This is a genomic window from Maribellus sediminis, assembly GCF_011799805.1.
Classification (GTDB): Bacteria; Bacteroidota; Bacteroidia; order Bacteroidales; family Prolixibacteraceae; genus Draconibacterium; species Draconibacterium sediminis_A.
The window spans coordinates 1,223,521-1,240,390 of record NZ_WXUB01000001.1; the positions used below are offsets into that span (position 1 = coordinate 1,223,521).

The window sequence follows — 16,870 nt, forward strand, 5'->3', positions numbered from 1 at the left end:
CCACAGAAATAAAGTGGCGTCAAAAGGGCGAAAACAAATTAAAAAACAATTTAAAACGTAATATCATGGAAGGATTATTTGTACCGATCGGATTTTTTCTGGCAGTGTTCGCAATATTATATGTATACTGGACAACCAGAACAAAAGAGCGCCTGGCATTAGTTGAAAAAGGTCTTGATGCAGGTATCTTTAAAGGTGAATGCTCGCAGCTGGCACTGGTTAAATGGGGCATCTTTTTAATTGCCATTGGACTGGGAGTAGTTGCCGGCTTTGCTTTGTCGAGAACCATTAACGAAGTAGTTGCTTTCTTTACAGCAATTTTGGTTTGTGGCGGAGTAGGACTGATTGTGGCTTACCTCGTAACCAATAAATTACTCAAGAAGGAATAGAAAACAGAAAAGCCAAAACAATTAACAAAGGAAACGGATGTAAAAACTACATCCGTTTTTTGTGCGTATTAATTTCTTATTCAGCCTGCGCGCGAATAACTTTTCTGATGGCTTCCCTGCAAACTGGGCAAAATCCTTCGGCATTGTTGGTATTCATCCGGCAATCGATATACGGACTGAAAATGCCTTTGCTCATGTATCCTCCTCCTTCGTAGGCTCCAATGGTTTTAGTGTATTTTGCTGTTCGTGGCGTTGGAACCGGAGTTGATTCGTCGATCATTGATTTCCATTTTTTATCAAATTCAACCATGGTGGTAATGTTGGGTTCCCAGGGCTCAATTTCCAGGTTGTAGAAATCTTCGTAGGCTACGCTCGAGTTATAATATTCATCACCCAGTCCGGCAAATCCGTGACCAAATTCATGTACAATAATTTTTGGAGTCAGTTCATTATCGGATGAGCAAACGGTTAAAAAGTTGTAGAATCCGCCGCCACCATATCGTTCGGTATTCACCAGAATGTAAATATGATCGTAAGGCACCACCGAGGCTGCATCGTAAATTGTTTTCATATCGCTGGTGGTTAGGTAGCGCGGGAGATCGAAGGTATAAAAGCTGGAATTGAATTTGGTATTTTTATAAATGTGCTCTCCCGGAATGTCGGTTCCCGATTCTTCCGATTCAGTAAATACAGCTTTTACGTTAAAATTACTTTTCTCCGATTTGAACGGTTCAGCTTCAAAAAGGTAGTCGCTTACCCGTGCTGCATCGGCAAAGAACTTCTCCTGCTCTTTTGCAGTATAACCTTCTGCCAGAATTGCAATATCAACTTTATGTTCCGGCTTCCCGTTATCGAGAATGGCTTTAATTGGGTAGTCATCTTCTTTCTCATTCAGAATAAAATAGTTTTTTGGATCGATTTCAGTCGAATATATGGTTTTAAACGTACCGTCCCACTGCCGGGCATCGATTTGTAACTTCACATCTTTTTTGGGAAACGGGAATATGGCGGCCTGATAAAAGGTTTTTTCTGTTTTTTTAGCCTCCGCGGTAGTTTGCCATTCCTGGAAAAGCGTACTAAAACCTTTCGAAAAAATAAGGCTGTCAGATTTTAGATCGAAAACCCGGAAACGGTAGCTGCCGTAATTAAACGGATCAATCAGGTTGGTATGATTTCCTGCCCAATAAGGTTCTTGTTTCATCATTTCGGGGTAAACGGCAACTTTTTCGCTGTTTCCACCTAAAAGAAAATCGAAACGTAAGGCACCATTTTTATAGTAATTATTGAAGTTAATCTGAGCTGACAGAAAAGTGGGTACAAAAAGAAATAACCATAAAATAAATGATCTCATAGCAGCATTTTATAAATTTGTGGCCTAAATTATCAAATGTAATCTAAAATCACATGCATTATTTATATCGATTTCTATTACAGGAGTTCAGATTAATAGAAGGGTTTGAAACGTTTGCCAAACCTCTGGCAGCACTTTTAACTTTTTTGTCCATTGCGCTCGTTTCTTACTTATCCTATTTACTTGCGCGAAAGTTCATGTTGATTGTTGTGCATCGCATTGCAAATAAAACTCAAACCACCTGGGACGATATTTTGGTTGAAAACCACGTTTTCAAAGGACTAGCCAATTTGGTGCCGGCACTAATTTTCTTTTACACCGCGAATTTTGCAGGTCCCGAACCTATCGGACACTTTGGAAAGGCAGAACAGATTACTGCAGCTGATTTAGCAGATTTTTATGTCAATCTCGACAATTTCCTGATTCTGATGTCGAAAGTGTATTTGATTGGGATTGCAGTTCATCTTTTCAATGCTTTACTGAATTCGGTTCTTGGCATTTATAATACAACGCCATATGCAGCTACTCGTCCGATAAAAGGCTACATCCAACTGGTAAAGATTTTTATTTACAGTATGGCGGTTATTTTAATCATTGCCTCCTTGTTTAAAAAAGATCCCTGGGATTTGATTATTGGACTGGGAACGATGGCGGCTGTGTTGTTACTGATTTTCCGCGATACTATTCTGGGATTTGTAGCCTCAATACAGCTTTCGGCCAATAAAATGGTAAACCTTGGCGACTGGATAACGGTGCCCAAGCATAATGCTGACGGAACTGTAATTGATATTACTCTGAATACCGTTAAAGTGCAGAACTGGGATAAAACCATTTCTACAATTCCAACTTATGCCATGGTTTCAGAGTCGTTCAGCAACTGGAGGGGAATGGAAGAATCGGGTGGGCGCCGAATAAAACGATCGATTCTGATTGATGTAAATACGATTAAGTTTTGTGACGTGGCAATGCTAACACGATTCGAAAAATTTGATTTGATTCGTGATTACGTGAAGGAGAAGGAAAGGGAGCTTAAAGAATACAATAAACAGCGCAAACTATCGGATGACGATTACATTAGCGGACGCCACCAAACCAATGTAGGGATTTTCAGAAAGTACCTCGAAGTGTATTTAAAACAGCATCCAAAAGTTCACCAGAATATGACTTTCCTTGTACGACAACTACAGCCTGGAGGAAAAGGTTTACCAATCGAAATTTATGTCTTTTCGAAAGAACAGGAGTGGGCAAAATACGAGGCAATACAAGCCGATATTTTCGACCATATTTTTGCAGTAGTACCCGAATTTGAATTACGTGTTTTTCAGGAACTTTCGGGAGTGGATTTTGCACGCTCGGGTATGAACAGAATACCACAGGAAAATTGAAAAATATGGATGTGAAAATCCCTTCAACTTACGGTCTGTAAAATTTCGTATGTTTTAAAGCAGCATAGATTAGTATTTGTGATTTTTATCTACTTTTGTTTTACGATTTGAAACTCGTTTTGAAAATTTGAGGCACAGGTTCGGAATTCATTTTTGCGGAATTCTAATGTATATGTGTTCAAATTTATTGGGCGAGTTTAAAGAATTAATGGTTATAAATTACTTCGGAGCGGACTTTGCACACGAACTAAAAAACAGATACTAGCGAATTCCCTCGATTGCCAACAATGTAAACAATTAATGAGATGAAATCAACTGATTATTTTGAAGAGAAGGCAGCTGACATCGATGAACTGGATGAAAAAATACTAAAGCTGATCACCAAAAATGCACGTATCCCATTCCTTGAAGTAGCACGCGAATGCGGAGTTTCCGGTGCTGCAATTCATCAGCGCGTACAGCGATTATTGAATATTGGGGTTGTTCATGGCAGCGAATTTATTGTTAGCCCTCAAAAATTAGGCTACAATACCTGCGCGTACATGGGCATTTACCTCGAAAAGCAAAAATACCACACGCAGGTGGCTGAGGCACTCAGGAATATTCCGGAAATTGTGGAGTGTCACTACACTACCGGGGCCTATGCTATTTTTATTAAAATTCAAACCAAAACCAATACGCATTTGAAGCGCTTAATCGACCAGGACCTTCAGGATATTGAAGGTATTGCGCGTACCGAGACATTTATCTCACTTGAAATGGATTTTAAACGACAAGTTCCAATTAAATAAGAAAAGGCCGGTGAAAACCGGCCTTTTTTATTATTCGTTAGTTCAATTTACTGTTCATCAGAATAAACAAAGTTGTACGATTCGTCGTGCTGGCTGATATCCAGACCAATTTTTTCACCATGGGGAGAAATACGTAATGGAACGATCATATCGGTAATTTTATACATTAGAAAGGAACCTCCGAATGTAAATGCTCCAACAATAACAAGGGCAAGCAGGTGATAAAGGAAAGTCGTGATTTCGCCGTGAATTAAGCCAACTTCATTCGCAAAAACTGCGGTGAGGATCATACCGGTGATACCACCCATCCCATGTGCCGGGAATACATCCAGCGTATCGTCAAGTTTCGATTTTGTACGCAGCGTAATGGCATAATTACTAATTATTGCAGCGATAACTCCAATAAAGATACTTGAGCCAACATTAACAAAACCGGCGGCCGGTGTAATGGCAACCAAACCAACTACCAGTCCGATGGAGGCACCAACTGCAGACGGTTTTTTCCCTTGAGCCGCATCGAAAAATATCCAGGTAAGCATGGCAGCTGCTGAGGCTGTATTGGTGTTAACAAGTGCCGAAGCGGCAACATCATTGGCCGCTAATGCCGAACCCGCATTAAAACCAAACCAGCCAAACCAAAGCATTCCGGCTCCCAACAGGATGTACGGAATATTTGCTGGTTTGAATTCTTTATTGGCATCTTTTCTGCGTCCGAGGAACATAGCTCCGGCAAGTGCTGCGAAACCTGCTGACATATGTACAACGGTTCCACCGGCAAAATCAAGAACACCCCAGTTTCGCAAAAATCCGTTCGGATGCCAGGTCCAGTGGGCGAGTGGCGCATAAATAAAAAGGATGAATAATACCATAAATAACATGTAAGCGCGGAACCTGACTCGTCCGGCAAAGGAACCGGTGATGAGTGCCGGTGTGATGATTGCAAATTTCAGCTGAAACATGGCAAAAACCGCAAATGGAAATGTTGGAGCCAAATCCGGATTGGTACCACCACCAACGCCTTTAAACATGAAATACGTGGCAGGATTACCAAATAGTCCGAAACCTTCCGGACCAATACTGTCACCAAAAGCAATGCTAAAACCTACAATTACCCACAAAACACTAACTATCCCCATGGCAATAAAGCTCTGAAGCATTGTTGAGATAATGTTTCTCGACTGAATCATCCCGCCATAGAATAATGCCAGACCTGGAGTCATAAGCAGAACTAAACCGGTTGCAGTAAGCATCCATGCAGTGTCACCGGCATTCAGATTCGAATAATCTTGCTCGACTGTACCTGTAGGAATTAATACTCCGAGAAAAGCAACAATAACCAATAAGGCTAGTAGCAGCCACCAACTTGTTTTATTTTTCATACTCTGAAAATTTTAAAGCGCACCAAATCGAATTTAAGTGGATAGATACACTCATTCCACAACGATATAATGCGGATTTATTCCGTAATTAAGTTTTGTTTTTCTGTCTGTTTTGATAAAAATCAAAAGTAAATATATTAATTCATTACGGAAAAGCCTTATATTGTAGAAAAATGAAACTAAAAATTCAAGAATGTTCATAAAATGATAATATTGAAGTCCTGTTTTGGATGGATCAAAACTTTTGTTTTCATTTTGTTACTTTTTTGTAACGCTCATATAAAAACAGGGTTATAATGTTAAATTTTTGATATTTTTGTGGAAAATTGTTAGATATGACCTTGAGGAATACCTTAGACGACTGGGATCTTAAAATTTTAGACATCATAACTAAAAACGCCCGAATTCCCTTTAAAGATGTAGCCAAAGAAGTTGGAATTTCAAGAGCAGCCGTGCATCAGCGAGTTAACCGGATGGTTGACCTGGAAGTAATTGTTGGCTCGGGGTACCATATCAATCCCAAAAAAGTTGAATTTAAAACCTGTACCTACATTGGCATCTTTTTAGAGAAAGGTGGCCTGTTTACAGAAGTGGTTAAAAAACTGGAACAAATTCCGGAGATCGTGGAGTGCCACTATACAACCGGGGCTTATGCCATTTTTATTAAGGTTTATGCCAAGGATAACGAGCACCTGAAATCGATTTTAAGTGGCCAGATTCAGAAAATACAGGGAGTTGCCAGTACAGAAACTTTCATTTCGCTCGAAGAATCGTTCAAACGAACTATTCCTGTAAACATTTAATTTCTTTGACGTACAGCTTCGTAGATCATCAACGCGGCTGAAACAGAAACGTTCAGAGATTCTATTTTTCCATTGATTGGGATTTTTAATTCTTCATCGGCAAGCTTTAACAGCTTGGGCGAGATACCTATGTCTTCAGATCCCATAACAATGGCGAGCGGAGCGGTCATATCGGCAGCGGTATACAACTTATCTCCCTTTTCGGTGGCGGCCACAATATAAATTCCAGAATCCTTCAGGTATCTTACAGTGTCTTCAAGGTTCCTTACTTTGCAGATAGGTAAGTGATGAATAGCACCTGCCGATGTTTTCACAGCATCAGCTCCAATGCGAGCCATACCTTTTTCAGGTATAATGATTGCCTGAACTCCGGCGCATTCGGCAGAGCGCGCAATGGCACCAAAATTTCTCACATCAGTTATCTGGTCAAGAACGAGCAATAAGGGATTTTGGCCGGCTTCATAAATCCCGGGTAATACGGTTTCAATATTGTCGAATTCAACGGGTGAAACAAACGCGATAACTCCCTGGTGATTTTTTCGCGTAATTCGGTTGATTTTTTCTATTGGAACATACTGAAAGGCAATGCCGTTTTCTTTTATGAGTAGGTGGAGCTCTGAAATCAATTCGTTTTTTAGGCCTGTTTTAATCAGCACCTTATCAATGGTTTTTCCTGTTTTTATGGCCTCGATAACTGAACGAGTTCCAAATACAAAATCTTCTTTGTTAATCATGATTTGTAAATTGTTCTGCTAAACTTAAAGTTAGTTGTTTTTATGCGAAGTTTGGGATTTATCTACCAGGTTTTACGCGATGTCCAATCCTCAAGCTCTTCGTGCAGTAACTCCCACTCATACATCACCTGCTCAAGTTTGTGTTTAAGTTGTTCGTATTGATCAAATACTGATTGGTCCTCGATACTTTCAGGAGAAGCAAGTAGCTTGTCCATATTTTTGATGTTGTCTTCAATTTCTGCTATCTGAGTTTCTGTGGTTTCAACCTTTTTTTCCAAACGGGAAATATTTCGATTGATTTCTTTTTGTTCCTCGAAACTCAGTTCCTGTTTCGGTTTTTCCTTTGAAGCCGAAGCCGACTTTGTCGTTCCTTTTTGCGTTTCAAGTTCTTTCAACGACTCCATCTTTTTTCGGTATAGAAAATCGAAAATGCCTCCCAGGTATTGTTTGGCCTTTTTATTTCTGAACTCATATACACAATTTACTAGTCCGTCAAGAAAATCACGGTCGTGTGATACCACAAGTACGGTTCCTGTGAAATTGTTGAGTGCGTTTTTCAGGATTTCTTTCGAGCGGATATCCAGGTGGTTTGTTGGTTCGTCAAGAATCAGAAAATTAACGGGCTCCAACATAAGCCGGATCATTGCTAATCGCGATTTTTCGCCACCACTTAGCACCTTAACTTTTTTATCGATGTCTTCGCCACGAAACAAAAAAGCTGCCAGTATATCTCTGATTTTTGTACGAATATCGCCAACGGCAATTTCATCGATAGTTTCAAAAACCGTTAACTCTTCATTCAACAGTTGGGCCTGGTTTTGCGCAAAATAGCCGACTTTTACATTGTGACCCAGTGTCATTTGGCCTTCATGTGCCAGTTCGTTCATGATGATTCGGGCAAGCGTGGTTTTACCTTCGCCGTTCCTTCCCACAAATGCAGTTTTATCACCACTTTCAATGGTCAGGTCAACGTTCTTTAAAACAAGCAGATCGCCATACGATTTGCTGATGTTTTTCCCTTCAACGACCACTTTGCCTGATCTCGGAGCAGGAGGGAAATTTAGTTTCAAGGCTGCGTTATCTTCTTCCTCAATTTCAATCCTGTCGATTTTTTCCAATTGCTTAATGCGCGATTGCACCTGAACAGCCTTACTGGCCTTGTACCTGAATCGCTCAATAAATTTCTCGGTATCATCGATCATTTTTTGCTGGTTTCTGTATGCTGCCAGCGTAATCTCTTTTTGTTCCTGTTTCCAGTCAAGAAAAGCCGAGTAATTCATTTTCTGATCCAGAATCTTACCCAGCGAAATTTCTATGGTTCGGTTGCACACCGCATTCAGAAATGTTTTATCGTGCGAAACCAGAACTACGGCGCCTTTATAATCTTTCAGAAAATCTTCCAGCCATTGAATGGATTCGATGTCGAGGTGGTTGGTCGGTTCATCCAGCAAAAATACATCCGGTTTTTTCAACAGGATCTTTGCGAGCTCTACACGCATACGCCATCCTCCACTGAAATCAGAAGTTGGTCGATCAAAATCTGTCCGCTCAAATCCCAGTCCTATTAAAGTGCGCTCAAGTTCGGCTTCATAATTATCTCCGCCAAGCAGTTGATAGCGCTCGTTCAATTCGGTAACGATATCCAATTTATTGAGGTATTCCTCTGAATGGTAATCTTCGCTTTCTGCAATTTCTGTGTTCAGGCGGGCAATTCGTTTTTCTAAATTAAGCAGCTCTTCAAAAGCCAGAACCGCTTCCTCTTTTAATGTTCTGGTATCTGACAACTTCATCTGCTGTGGCAGGTAACCAAGGCTAGCATCCTTCGGCATTCCAACACTTCCTGAGGTTGGATGTTCTGTTCCGCTAACAATCTTTAATAATGTAGTTTTACCCGCTCCGTTTTTACCGATCAGCCCGATTCGATCCTTCGGATTAATTAGAAAACTGATTTCCTTAAACAGCTCGAATCCGCCGAAGCTAAGGTTTATTTTATCTAATGATATCATTATTGCTTTTGAAAAGCCGCAAATATAATTAATAATGAATGATATAGGATGTTAAATTTTAGACAAAAAAAATACCCTTCCGGGTAAAAAAGGAAGGGGAAAGCACTATGGACGCTTTTTGAAGATGATTGATAATTTACAAACCCCTAAACACAAAACCAATCATAAATACAGAAGTCGCTTTCCCCTATTTAGTTTTACTTATTGAAAATAAAACCAACCATTAAATCAGTAACAAATATAGATAAATGATTAATATAGCATTACATAATCTAACATAAAATTGATTTTATATAGACAAAAAGCCATCGTTTTCCCATTCTGGGATATTTATTTTTTATTTGGGAACCAAGCTAGTGTTCGGTGGTAATGCCATCTTCATTAATAGTTTATATTTGCAGAAAATTTGTAGAAAAGTGGCTAGGAACAAGAAAAAACCATTTTACGAGAACGTAAAAATAAGTGACATAGGTGCGGAAGGTAAAGCAATTGCTAAGGTTGGCGACATGGTAGTTTTTACAAAACTGGCTATTCCGGGGGATGTTGTCGACTTGCAAGTGACTAAAAAACGTAAACGTTATCAGGAGGCTTTTATTAAAGAATACAAAGAACTAAGTAGTGATAGGATCGAAGCCTTTTGTGAGCACTTTGGAACTTGTGGTGGTTGCAAATGGCAAATGTTGCCCTATGAAAAGCAACTTTTTTATAAGCAGAAGCAAGTGGATGATCAGCTTACCCGGATTGGAAAAATCGAATTACCCGATGTCTCACCCATTTTAGGATCTGCCAGCGATACATTTTATCGTAACAAGCTCGAGTTCACCTTCTCGAATAAACGTTGGCTCACTTTTGAAGAAGTAGCAGAAGGGGAGGAAATCAGTGAACCGAACGCCTTAGGATTTCACGTTCCTGGCTTATTCGACAAGGTGATCAATATTAACAAGTGCTGGTTACAACCTGAGCCTTCTAACAAAATCAGGAACTTTATTTACGATTACGCCACAAAACATAAACTCGATTTTTTTGATATACGTGATCAGAAAGGTTTTCTGCGTACCCTTATTATTAGAACGGCCAGTACGGGTGAATTAATGGTCATTCTGTCGTTTTATAAAGAGGATGAGGAAAAACGTGTTGCGCTAATGGAGGCAGTAAATGAAACGTTCCCTGAAATTACAGCATTATTATATGTAATCAATACAAAAGGGAACGACACGATAACCGATCAGGAAATCCATGTTTTTAAAGGACGTGACCACATTTTGGAGAATATGGAAGGACTGAAATTCAAAATCGGCCCGAAAAGTTTTTATCAAACCAATTCGGAACAGGCATATGAATTATACAAAGTAGCCCGCGAATTTGCCGATCTGAAAGGAGACGAAACCGTTTATGATTTGTATACAGGGACAGGTACGATTGCCAATTTCGTGGCAAAAAGTGCGAAAAAAGTAATCGGTATCGAATATGTTCCTGAAGCTATTGAGGATGCAAAAGTGAATTCTTCGATCAATAACATAACGAACACATCGTTTTGGGCCGGAGATATCAAAAATATTCTGAATGAGGATTTTGTAAAAGAAAATGGAAAAGCGGATGTAATTATTACCGATCCGCCTCGAGCCGGAATGCATGCCGATGTTGTTCAGTCCATTCTTTCAATGAATCCCGATAAAATAGTTTATGTTAGCTGCAATCCGGCCACACAGGCCAGAGACATCGCACTGTTAGACGAATTATACCAGGTTAACAAAATTCAACCTGTCGACATGTTTCCTCACACCCATCATGTGGAAAATGTTGTTTTGCTTACCCGGAGGTCTTGATTTATTAAGTTAGATAGCCTAACTTAGTGAAACCAAATACTATCATAATGATGTTTGGTTTAAAATAAGGGTCGTATTAAAAAGCTGGAATCAGTTTTTTAATATTTGTATTGGTATAATTCGTAAAATCCTAAATTCAGAATACTATGAAAAAGATCTTACTTTTTTTATTGGGCTTTCTTCCTGTTATGTTAACAGCCCAGCAAAAATGCGTCTTCTTCGAGAAGATGGTAAAACTAGACACCGAAAAGACTAATCTAAACACCTCCCAAAGCGATTTTGGACCGGCATTCGTTGATAATGAACTTTGGTTCTCGGCATTTGACGATGAAGAAATTGAAAAACTGAGCAGTGGTTCCGATAAAAAAATCTACTATAACTTATTTACTGTTCCTGTTGATGCCAAAGGTAACGTAACAGGCACAAAAACGATGAAATTTGCAGAATTGAGTCAGGGATATCACGCCGGACCGGCCTCGTATTGTAAAGCCACCGGCGAATTGTTTTTAACCCTGAGCAACTTCGAAAATCCTGACATCAAGAATAAAGTCTATCAAAAAGCTAACATTCGTTTAAAAATAATTATTGCCAGGAAAGTAAATGGCGTGTGGGAAAAAACAGGTGAATTGCCGTTTAACAGCCCTGAATATTCAGTAGGGCATCCATCGGTTACTTCAACTGGTGATACTTTGTATTTTGCTTCTGATATTCCTGAGAAAGGCCTTGGTGGAACAGATATTTACATGACCATACGTAGCAATGGAGTTTGGGGAGAGATGAAGAATCTTGGTGATAAGATCAATACATCAGGAGACGACATGTTTCCTTTCATCTTCAAAGATAGAATACTGATTTATGCATCAAACGGATTGGGTGATGGTGATGATCTGGATATCTATGCGGCAGGTTTAATGGGCGATAACGTAATGGAACCGAACGCCATAAGCGAATTAAATTCTGATGGTGACGATTTTGCATTTGTAATTCATCCCAAAGGCGAAGTAGGATACTATACTTCGAATAAAGCCGGAGGAGTTGGAAGCGATGATATTTACAAAGTAAATATAACTCCACAGGGTAAACATGAACTTGAATTGGTTGTGATGGATAAAAAAACAATGCAGCCAATACCCGATGCAAAAATTACGTTCGCCGGAGTATTAAGCACCATAACTGGACTTATTTTCAAACAAGAACTTGAAAAAGAAAAAAGCTACGCGGTTGCCACAAACATCGATGGATATATGAATGATTCAAAAACCATTTCAACTGTTGGAAAACCTTTTGGGGTAATCAAAGATACGCTGTGGGTTGAGAAGGTTGAAGTAGGACAGAAGTTTGTGATGGAAAATATTTACTATGATTTCGATAAGTCAGATATTCTTCCGGCGTCTGCTGTTGAACTCGACAAACTGGTGAAAGTAATGAAAGATAATCCTGGTTGGAAAGTTGAGTTGGGATCGCACACTGATAGCAGAGGTAGTGATGCTTATAACGAGGATCTGAGCCAGAGACGTTCTGATTCGGCAGTGGCTTACATTATCGGTAAAGGCATTCCACAGGATCGCATTATTGCCAAAGGTTACGGCGAAACTCAACTGGTTAACAAATGCGATGACGGTGTTCCCTGTTCACCGGAAGAACACCGTAAAAACCGCCGTACTGAGTTTAAGATTCTTGAAATGAACTAAGATAATTGAATTTGTTATTTGAGTAGAAAGCTGTTCATTATGGGCAGCTTTCTTTGTTTTTGTATTTTTACTCCGATGGCTACAACCCAGGTAAATATTCGTAAAATCATTCACATCGATATGGATGCTTTTTTTGCTTCGGTTGAGCAACTGGATCATCCGGAGTTGCGTGGTAAGCCTATCGCTGTTGGTGGTTCGAGCGAGCGGGGAGTTGTAGCTGCAGCCAGTTACGAAGCGCGAAAATTTGGAGTGAGGTCGGCCATGGCATCAAAAGTTGCAAAACAGAAATGCCCCGATTTGATTTTTGTGAAACATCGTTTTGAAAGGTACCGGCAGATTTCGCAGCAAATTCGAAGCATATTTCTGGAATATACCGATCTGGTTGAACCACTTTCGCTTGATGAAGCATACCTCGATGTAACATTAGCGAAAAAAGGAAAACCTTCGGCAACACTTATTGCACAGGAAATAAGAAAGCGTATTTACGACGAAACCGGTCTTACTGCTTCTGCCGGGGTTTCTTACAATAAATTCCTGGCAAAAGTGAGCTCTGATGTTAACAAACCAAACGGCATTTTTGTGGTAACTCCGGCTGAAGCACAGGAATTCATCGATCAGTTAGAGGTGAAAAAGTTTTATGGTATTGGAAAAGTGACAGCTTCAAAACTGAACAAAATGGGGGTGTGGTTTGGACGCGATCTTCGAAAAATCGATCGTTTGGAGCTGGTTCATATGTTTGGGAAAGCAGGGAACTATTACTACGATATTTGTCGGGGTGTGGATAATCGTTCGGTTCAACCTTCGCGCGAAAGAAAATCAGTAGGAGCCGAAAATACTTTTGAACACGACTTATTTTCTGAGAAAGAGCTGCAAGACGAATTGCTGAAGATTGCCGAAAAAGTGTGGAAACGTAGTTCAAAGTCGGAAGTAAAAGCCAAAACTTTAACTCTCAAATTTAAGTATGCCGACTTTGAACAACACACCAGGAGCAAAACAATTGAAACAGGTTTTACCTCAAAAGAACAATTTCTGGAAGAAAGTTTAAGGCTTTTGAAAGTTGATGAAGGATTTCCCAAAGGCATCCGTTTGCTCGGCCTGACCTTATCCAATTTCATGCACGAAGAGAAGAAAGAAGAGGCAGTTCAACTGGTCATTGAATTTTAAAGAGGAATTATTTGCACCGATCGCTTGCAGATTCTCACCAATCTCTTGTATCTTTCAGCAAACTAAGTTGTGAATTATGAAGCGCATCAAAAACTTCTTTGCAATACTGATTTTACTGGTAATAGTTGTTTACATGCTGGGACCAAAACCGGCAAAACCTGAACTGAACAAAGATCTCCCGTCAGTTTCGACAAGCATTAGTAGCATCGACGCTTACATTGAAAAAGTGGAAGCAGCTTTCGACATTAAACCTGACAACGAATCACGTATTTTCTGGGCAAACGATTCTGTTCATGAACGCACAGAGTATTGTGTGCTATATCTTCACGGCTTCTCTGCCTCGTGGTACGAAGGTTATCCGGCACATGTGGAATTTGCAAAGCATTTCGGATTCAATTTGTACACCCCTCGTTTGCACGACCATGGTTTGGTAACAGAAGATCCGCTGCTTGATATGACTCCGGATAAACTTTGGGAATCGGCAAAAGAGGCGCTCATGGTTGCACGCAGCCTTGGTAAAAAAGTGATCATCATGAGTACTTCAACAGGTGGAACGCTCGGGTTGAAGTTAGCCGCCGATTTTCCTGAATATGTAGATGGATTAATTATGTATTCACCAAATATCAGGATCAACAACAGCACAGCTTTTATTCTAACCAAACCCTGGGGATTGCAGATTGGCCGCAAGGTAACCGGAGGAAAGTACCGGATTACGAACGAAGATTTTGAATCAAAAGACTGTCAGTACTGGAACTGTAAATATCGTCTGGAAGCAGTTGTGTATCTGCAGCAGTTGGTTGAAGCTACCATGAAAAAAAGTACGTTCAACCAGGTAACTACGCCGGTTTTCCTTGGTTATTATTATAAAGATGAAGAACACCAGGACGAAACAGTTCGGGTAGATGCCATGTTGAAAATGTTCGATCAGTTGGGAACTCTTCCTACGCAAAAGGTAAAAAAAGCATTTCCAGAAGCCGGAGAACACGTCATTGGTTGTGAACTCACTTCGGGTTGTGTTGACGAAGTAATTGCAGAAACCATTGATTTTGGGGAGAATATTATGGGGTTTAAACCGGTAGAATGAATCACTAGGAAATCAACGAAGCTGCTTCTTCATCCAAGAACCAGATAAGATCACCATTTGTTGGGGCAATGTAATACGCCGGTAAAAGTTTGGCTGCTTCATTGTCGTTCATTATCTCCGAAACACGCATTGCTTTGTTTTCGCCTGTTACAAGAAAATAAATCCGGTTGGCATTGTTCAACACATTTCCGGTGAGGGTGATCCTTTTTTGTCCGCTTATGGGATGTTGCGCTACCGCACAGTTTTCGGGATAATCGAATAACTCAATCTGGTCGGGGAATATCGAAGCTGTATGTCCATCGTCGCCAAGCCCCAGAATGATCAGGTCGAAAACCGGATCTTTTCCCCTCGAGTTCAGCGTGTCTTCCAATTCTTTTGAATAACGTTTGGCTTCCTGTTCCGGATCTTCTTCACCACGAATTCGGTGTATGTTTTCCTCCGGAATATCAATATTCGACAGCAGATAATCCACAGTCATTTTGTAGTTGCTTTGTTCACTGTCGGGCGAAACACAACGTTCATCTCCCCACCACAAATGGATGCGTTTCCATGGGATTTCGTCCTTGTATTTTTTACTGATCTTTTTGAAAAGACCTTTTGGAGAATTCCCGCCGGAAAGTGCTATGTCAAAAGCTTTTTGCTGCGATTCCTGGGTTAACTTGATGATGCTTTTGGCAATTGCATTATATACCTTCTTTGGCGACTTGTAGATTTTAACCTCGGTAATATGCTCCATGGTGAACAAGAGTTATTGTTTATTCAAATATAATTAAAGCTCGCAATACAAACCATCGTTAGTTAAATTTTTACAGGGATAGCGCCAGTTGCTATTCGGGATCAAGTTTTCCGATTCTTCGGGCCCCCATGTTCCGGCCGGATAACCATAAATCGGAATTTCCGGGTTGCTTTCCCATGCATTTATAATTGGCTGGACAAATTCCCATGCTTTTTCAACAGCGTCGCCACGGGCGTAAAGCGTTGCATCACCGATCATACAATCGTGTAACAAGCGTTCGTAGGCTGCCGGAACTTTCGTATCGGCCAGATCGGAATAATGAAAGTCCATATTCACACTTTGTACTTTGAAGCCGGCTCCCGGTGTTTTCATGCCAAATTTGAATAAAATACCTTCGTCGGGCTGAATGCGGATAATTAGCTGGTTATGAGTTTGTACCTGGCCATGACTGTCAAATAAGTGATGCGGAACTTTTTTAAAGGTGATCACGATCTCGGTAACGCGCGTCGGTAATTTTTTCCCGGTTCTGATGAGAAAAGGAACGCCGGCCCAGCGCCAGTTATCAATAAAAAATTTGAGGGCTACAAAGGTTTCCGTCCGCGAAAGCCGGTCAACACCATTTTCATCGCGATAAGCCGGAACTGCTTCACCTTTAATTTTTGAAGCAGTGTACTGCCCCCTGATCACATACCTGGAAACTTCATTTTCATGTATTGGCCGTATCGACTGGAATACTTTCAGAATTTCGTTTCTGATAGCATCGGCTTCAACTACCACCGGTGGTTCCATGGCTACAAAGCCGGTTACCTGCAACAGGTGGTTCTGAACCATGTCGCGAAGTGCACCCGAATGATCATAGTAGCCACCACGGTCTTCCACCCCAAGACTTTCTGCCGAAGTTATTTCAACACGTTCAATGTATCGGCGGTTCCACAATGGCTCAAAAATTCCGTTCGAAAAACGGGTGACCAACATGTTTTGCACCGTTTCCTTCCCGAGGTAATGATCGATACGATAAATCTGGTCTTCTGCAAAATAATTCAGTAACTGAATGTTTAGTTCTTTTGCCGTTTTCAGGTTGGTCCCAAATGGTTTCTCAACGATCAGCCGCCTGAAAAATTCATTTGATTTCGACAGTCCTACTTCATCCAGCAATCGTGGAATTACGGAATATAACGAAGGTGGAGTGGAAAGGTAAAAAATGTAATTCTGATCGATATTTAATTCTGAAGTCAGTTGTTCCAAACGTGATTTCAGTGGTTTAAAATCGTCGGCTGAATTATTTTGCACCGACTGATAAAATAGCTTCTGTTTAAACGCGTTCAGCTGCTCGTCTTCGGGCAAAAATTCGTCAGCCCGCGTCCTGAAATCTTCATCCGAAAGCTCGGAACGGGAAGCTCCCAACACGGCAAACTTCTCGGGTAATAGCTTTTGTTTATACAGTTCGAAAAGTGCCGGGATAAGTTTGCGTTTGGTAAGGTCGCCCGAAGCTCCAAAGATTATGAGTATTTGACTTTTTGCTTGTTTCATC

At 40.5% G+C, this 16,870-nt stretch carries 14 protein-coding genes; 8 read left to right on the plus strand and 6 right to left on the minus strand.

Going from position 1 to position 16,870, the window contains the following annotated elements; translation table 11 throughout:
• Nucleotides 1–65: 65 nt before the first annotated feature.
• A complete protein-coding gene (locus HFD85_RS04775; RefSeq protein ID WP_167605539.1) occupies nucleotides 66–389 on the plus strand; it encodes a DUF6249 domain-containing protein in 324 nt (107 codons plus the stop codon).
• A gap of 76 nt (nucleotides 390–465) precedes the next feature.
• Here the strand turns inward: HFD85_RS04775 and HFD85_RS04780 are convergent, their stop codons facing one another.
• On the minus strand, nucleotides 466–1,740 hold the full coding sequence (locus HFD85_RS04780; RefSeq protein ID WP_167605541.1) for a M64 family metallopeptidase: 1,275 nt from the start codon (nucleotides 1,738–1,740) through the stop codon (nucleotides 466–468).
• Nucleotides 1,741–1,793: 53 nt separating this feature from the next.
• Between HFD85_RS04780 and HFD85_RS04785 the strand changes: the two genes are divergently transcribed.
• Both HFD85_RS04785 and HFD85_RS04790 read left to right on the plus strand, forming a co-directional pair.
• Entirely contained in the window at nucleotides 1,794–3,125 is a 1,332-nt protein-coding gene (locus HFD85_RS04785; protein WP_167605544.1) for a mechanosensitive ion channel family protein, read from the plus strand.
• Nucleotides 3,126–3,430: 305 nt separating this feature from the next.
• Nucleotides 3,431–3,916, plus strand: coding sequence for an Lrp/AsnC family transcriptional regulator (locus HFD85_RS04790; protein WP_167605546.1), 486 nt, complete (start codon nucleotides 3,431–3,433; stop codon nucleotides 3,914–3,916).
• Nucleotides 3,917–3,963: 47 nt separating this feature from the next.
• On the opposite strand, the gene HFD85_RS04795 is transcribed toward HFD85_RS04790, so the two are convergent.
• Nucleotides 3,964–5,295 carry an ammonium transporter gene (locus HFD85_RS04795; protein WP_167605548.1) on the minus strand — a complete coding sequence of 444 codons (1,332 nt, stop codon included), beginning with the start codon at nucleotides 5,293–5,295 and terminating at the stop codon, nucleotides 3,964–3,966.
• Between the two features lie 335 nt (nucleotides 5,296–5,630).
• Between HFD85_RS04795 and HFD85_RS04800 the strand changes: the two genes are divergently transcribed.
• Nucleotides 5,631–6,098 carry an Lrp/AsnC family transcriptional regulator gene (locus HFD85_RS04800; RefSeq protein ID WP_167605550.1) on the plus strand — a complete coding sequence of 156 codons (468 nt, stop codon included), beginning with the start codon at nucleotides 5,631–5,633 and terminating at the stop codon, nucleotides 6,096–6,098.
• Here the strand turns inward: HFD85_RS04800 and rlmB are convergent.
• Together rlmB and abc-f are read right to left on the minus strand one after the other, a co-directional pair.
• Nucleotides 6,095–6,832, minus strand: a complete 738-nt coding sequence (rlmB, locus tag HFD85_RS04805) for a 23S rRNA (guanosine(2251)-2'-O)-methyltransferase RlmB (RefSeq protein ID WP_167605552.1) — start codon at nucleotides 6,830–6,832, stop codon at nucleotides 6,095–6,097. The two genes, HFD85_RS04800 and rlmB, sit on opposite strands and share 4 nt — an antisense overlap.
• Nucleotides 6,833–6,894: 62 nt before the next feature.
• Nucleotides 6,895–8,838, minus strand: coding sequence for a ribosomal protection-like ABC-F family protein (gene abc-f / locus HFD85_RS04810; RefSeq protein WP_167605554.1), 1,944 nt, complete (start codon nucleotides 8,836–8,838; stop codon nucleotides 6,895–6,897).
• Nucleotides 8,839–9,254: 416 nt separating this feature from the next.
• Here abc-f and rlmD point away from each other — a divergent pair, with 416 nt between their 5' ends.
• The 4 genes from rlmD to HFD85_RS04830 all read left to right on the plus strand — a co-directional run bounded on the left by rlmD (nucleotide 9,255) and on the right by HFD85_RS04830 (nucleotide 14,603).
• Nucleotides 9,255–10,664, plus strand: a complete 1,410-nt coding sequence (rlmD, locus tag HFD85_RS04815; RefSeq protein WP_167605556.1) for a 23S rRNA (uracil(1939)-C(5))-methyltransferase RlmD — start codon at nucleotides 9,255–9,257, stop codon at nucleotides 10,662–10,664.
• A 146-nt stretch (nucleotides 10,665–10,810) separates the two neighbouring features.
• Nucleotides 10,811–12,355 carry an OmpA family protein gene (locus HFD85_RS04820; RefSeq protein ID WP_167605558.1) on the plus strand — a complete coding sequence of 515 codons (1,545 nt, stop codon included), beginning with the start codon at nucleotides 10,811–10,813 and terminating at the stop codon, nucleotides 12,353–12,355.
• Between the two features lie 39 nt (nucleotides 12,356–12,394).
• Entirely contained in the window at nucleotides 12,395–13,519 is a 1,125-nt protein-coding gene (dinB, locus tag HFD85_RS04825) for a DNA polymerase IV (RefSeq protein WP_240925007.1), read from the plus strand.
• A gap of 76 nt (nucleotides 13,520–13,595) precedes the next feature.
• A complete protein-coding gene (locus HFD85_RS04830) occupies nucleotides 13,596–14,603 on the plus strand; it encodes an alpha/beta hydrolase (protein ID WP_167605560.1) in 1,008 nt (335 codons plus the stop codon).
• Between the two features lie 4 nt (nucleotides 14,604–14,607).
• On the opposite strand, the gene pgl is transcribed toward HFD85_RS04830, so the two are convergent.
• Both pgl and zwf read right to left on the minus strand, forming a co-directional pair.
• A complete protein-coding gene (gene pgl / locus HFD85_RS04835; RefSeq protein WP_167605563.1) occupies nucleotides 14,608–15,339 on the minus strand; it encodes a 6-phosphogluconolactonase in 732 nt (243 codons plus the stop codon).
• Nucleotides 15,340–15,372: 33 nt separating this feature from the next.
• The gene (zwf, locus tag HFD85_RS04840) at nucleotides 15,373–16,869 is read right to left on the minus strand and encodes a glucose-6-phosphate dehydrogenase (protein WP_167605565.1); all 1,497 of its coding nucleotides are present in this window, start codon (nucleotides 16,867–16,869) and stop codon (nucleotides 15,373–15,375) included.
• Nucleotide 16,870: the final 1 nt, after the last annotated feature.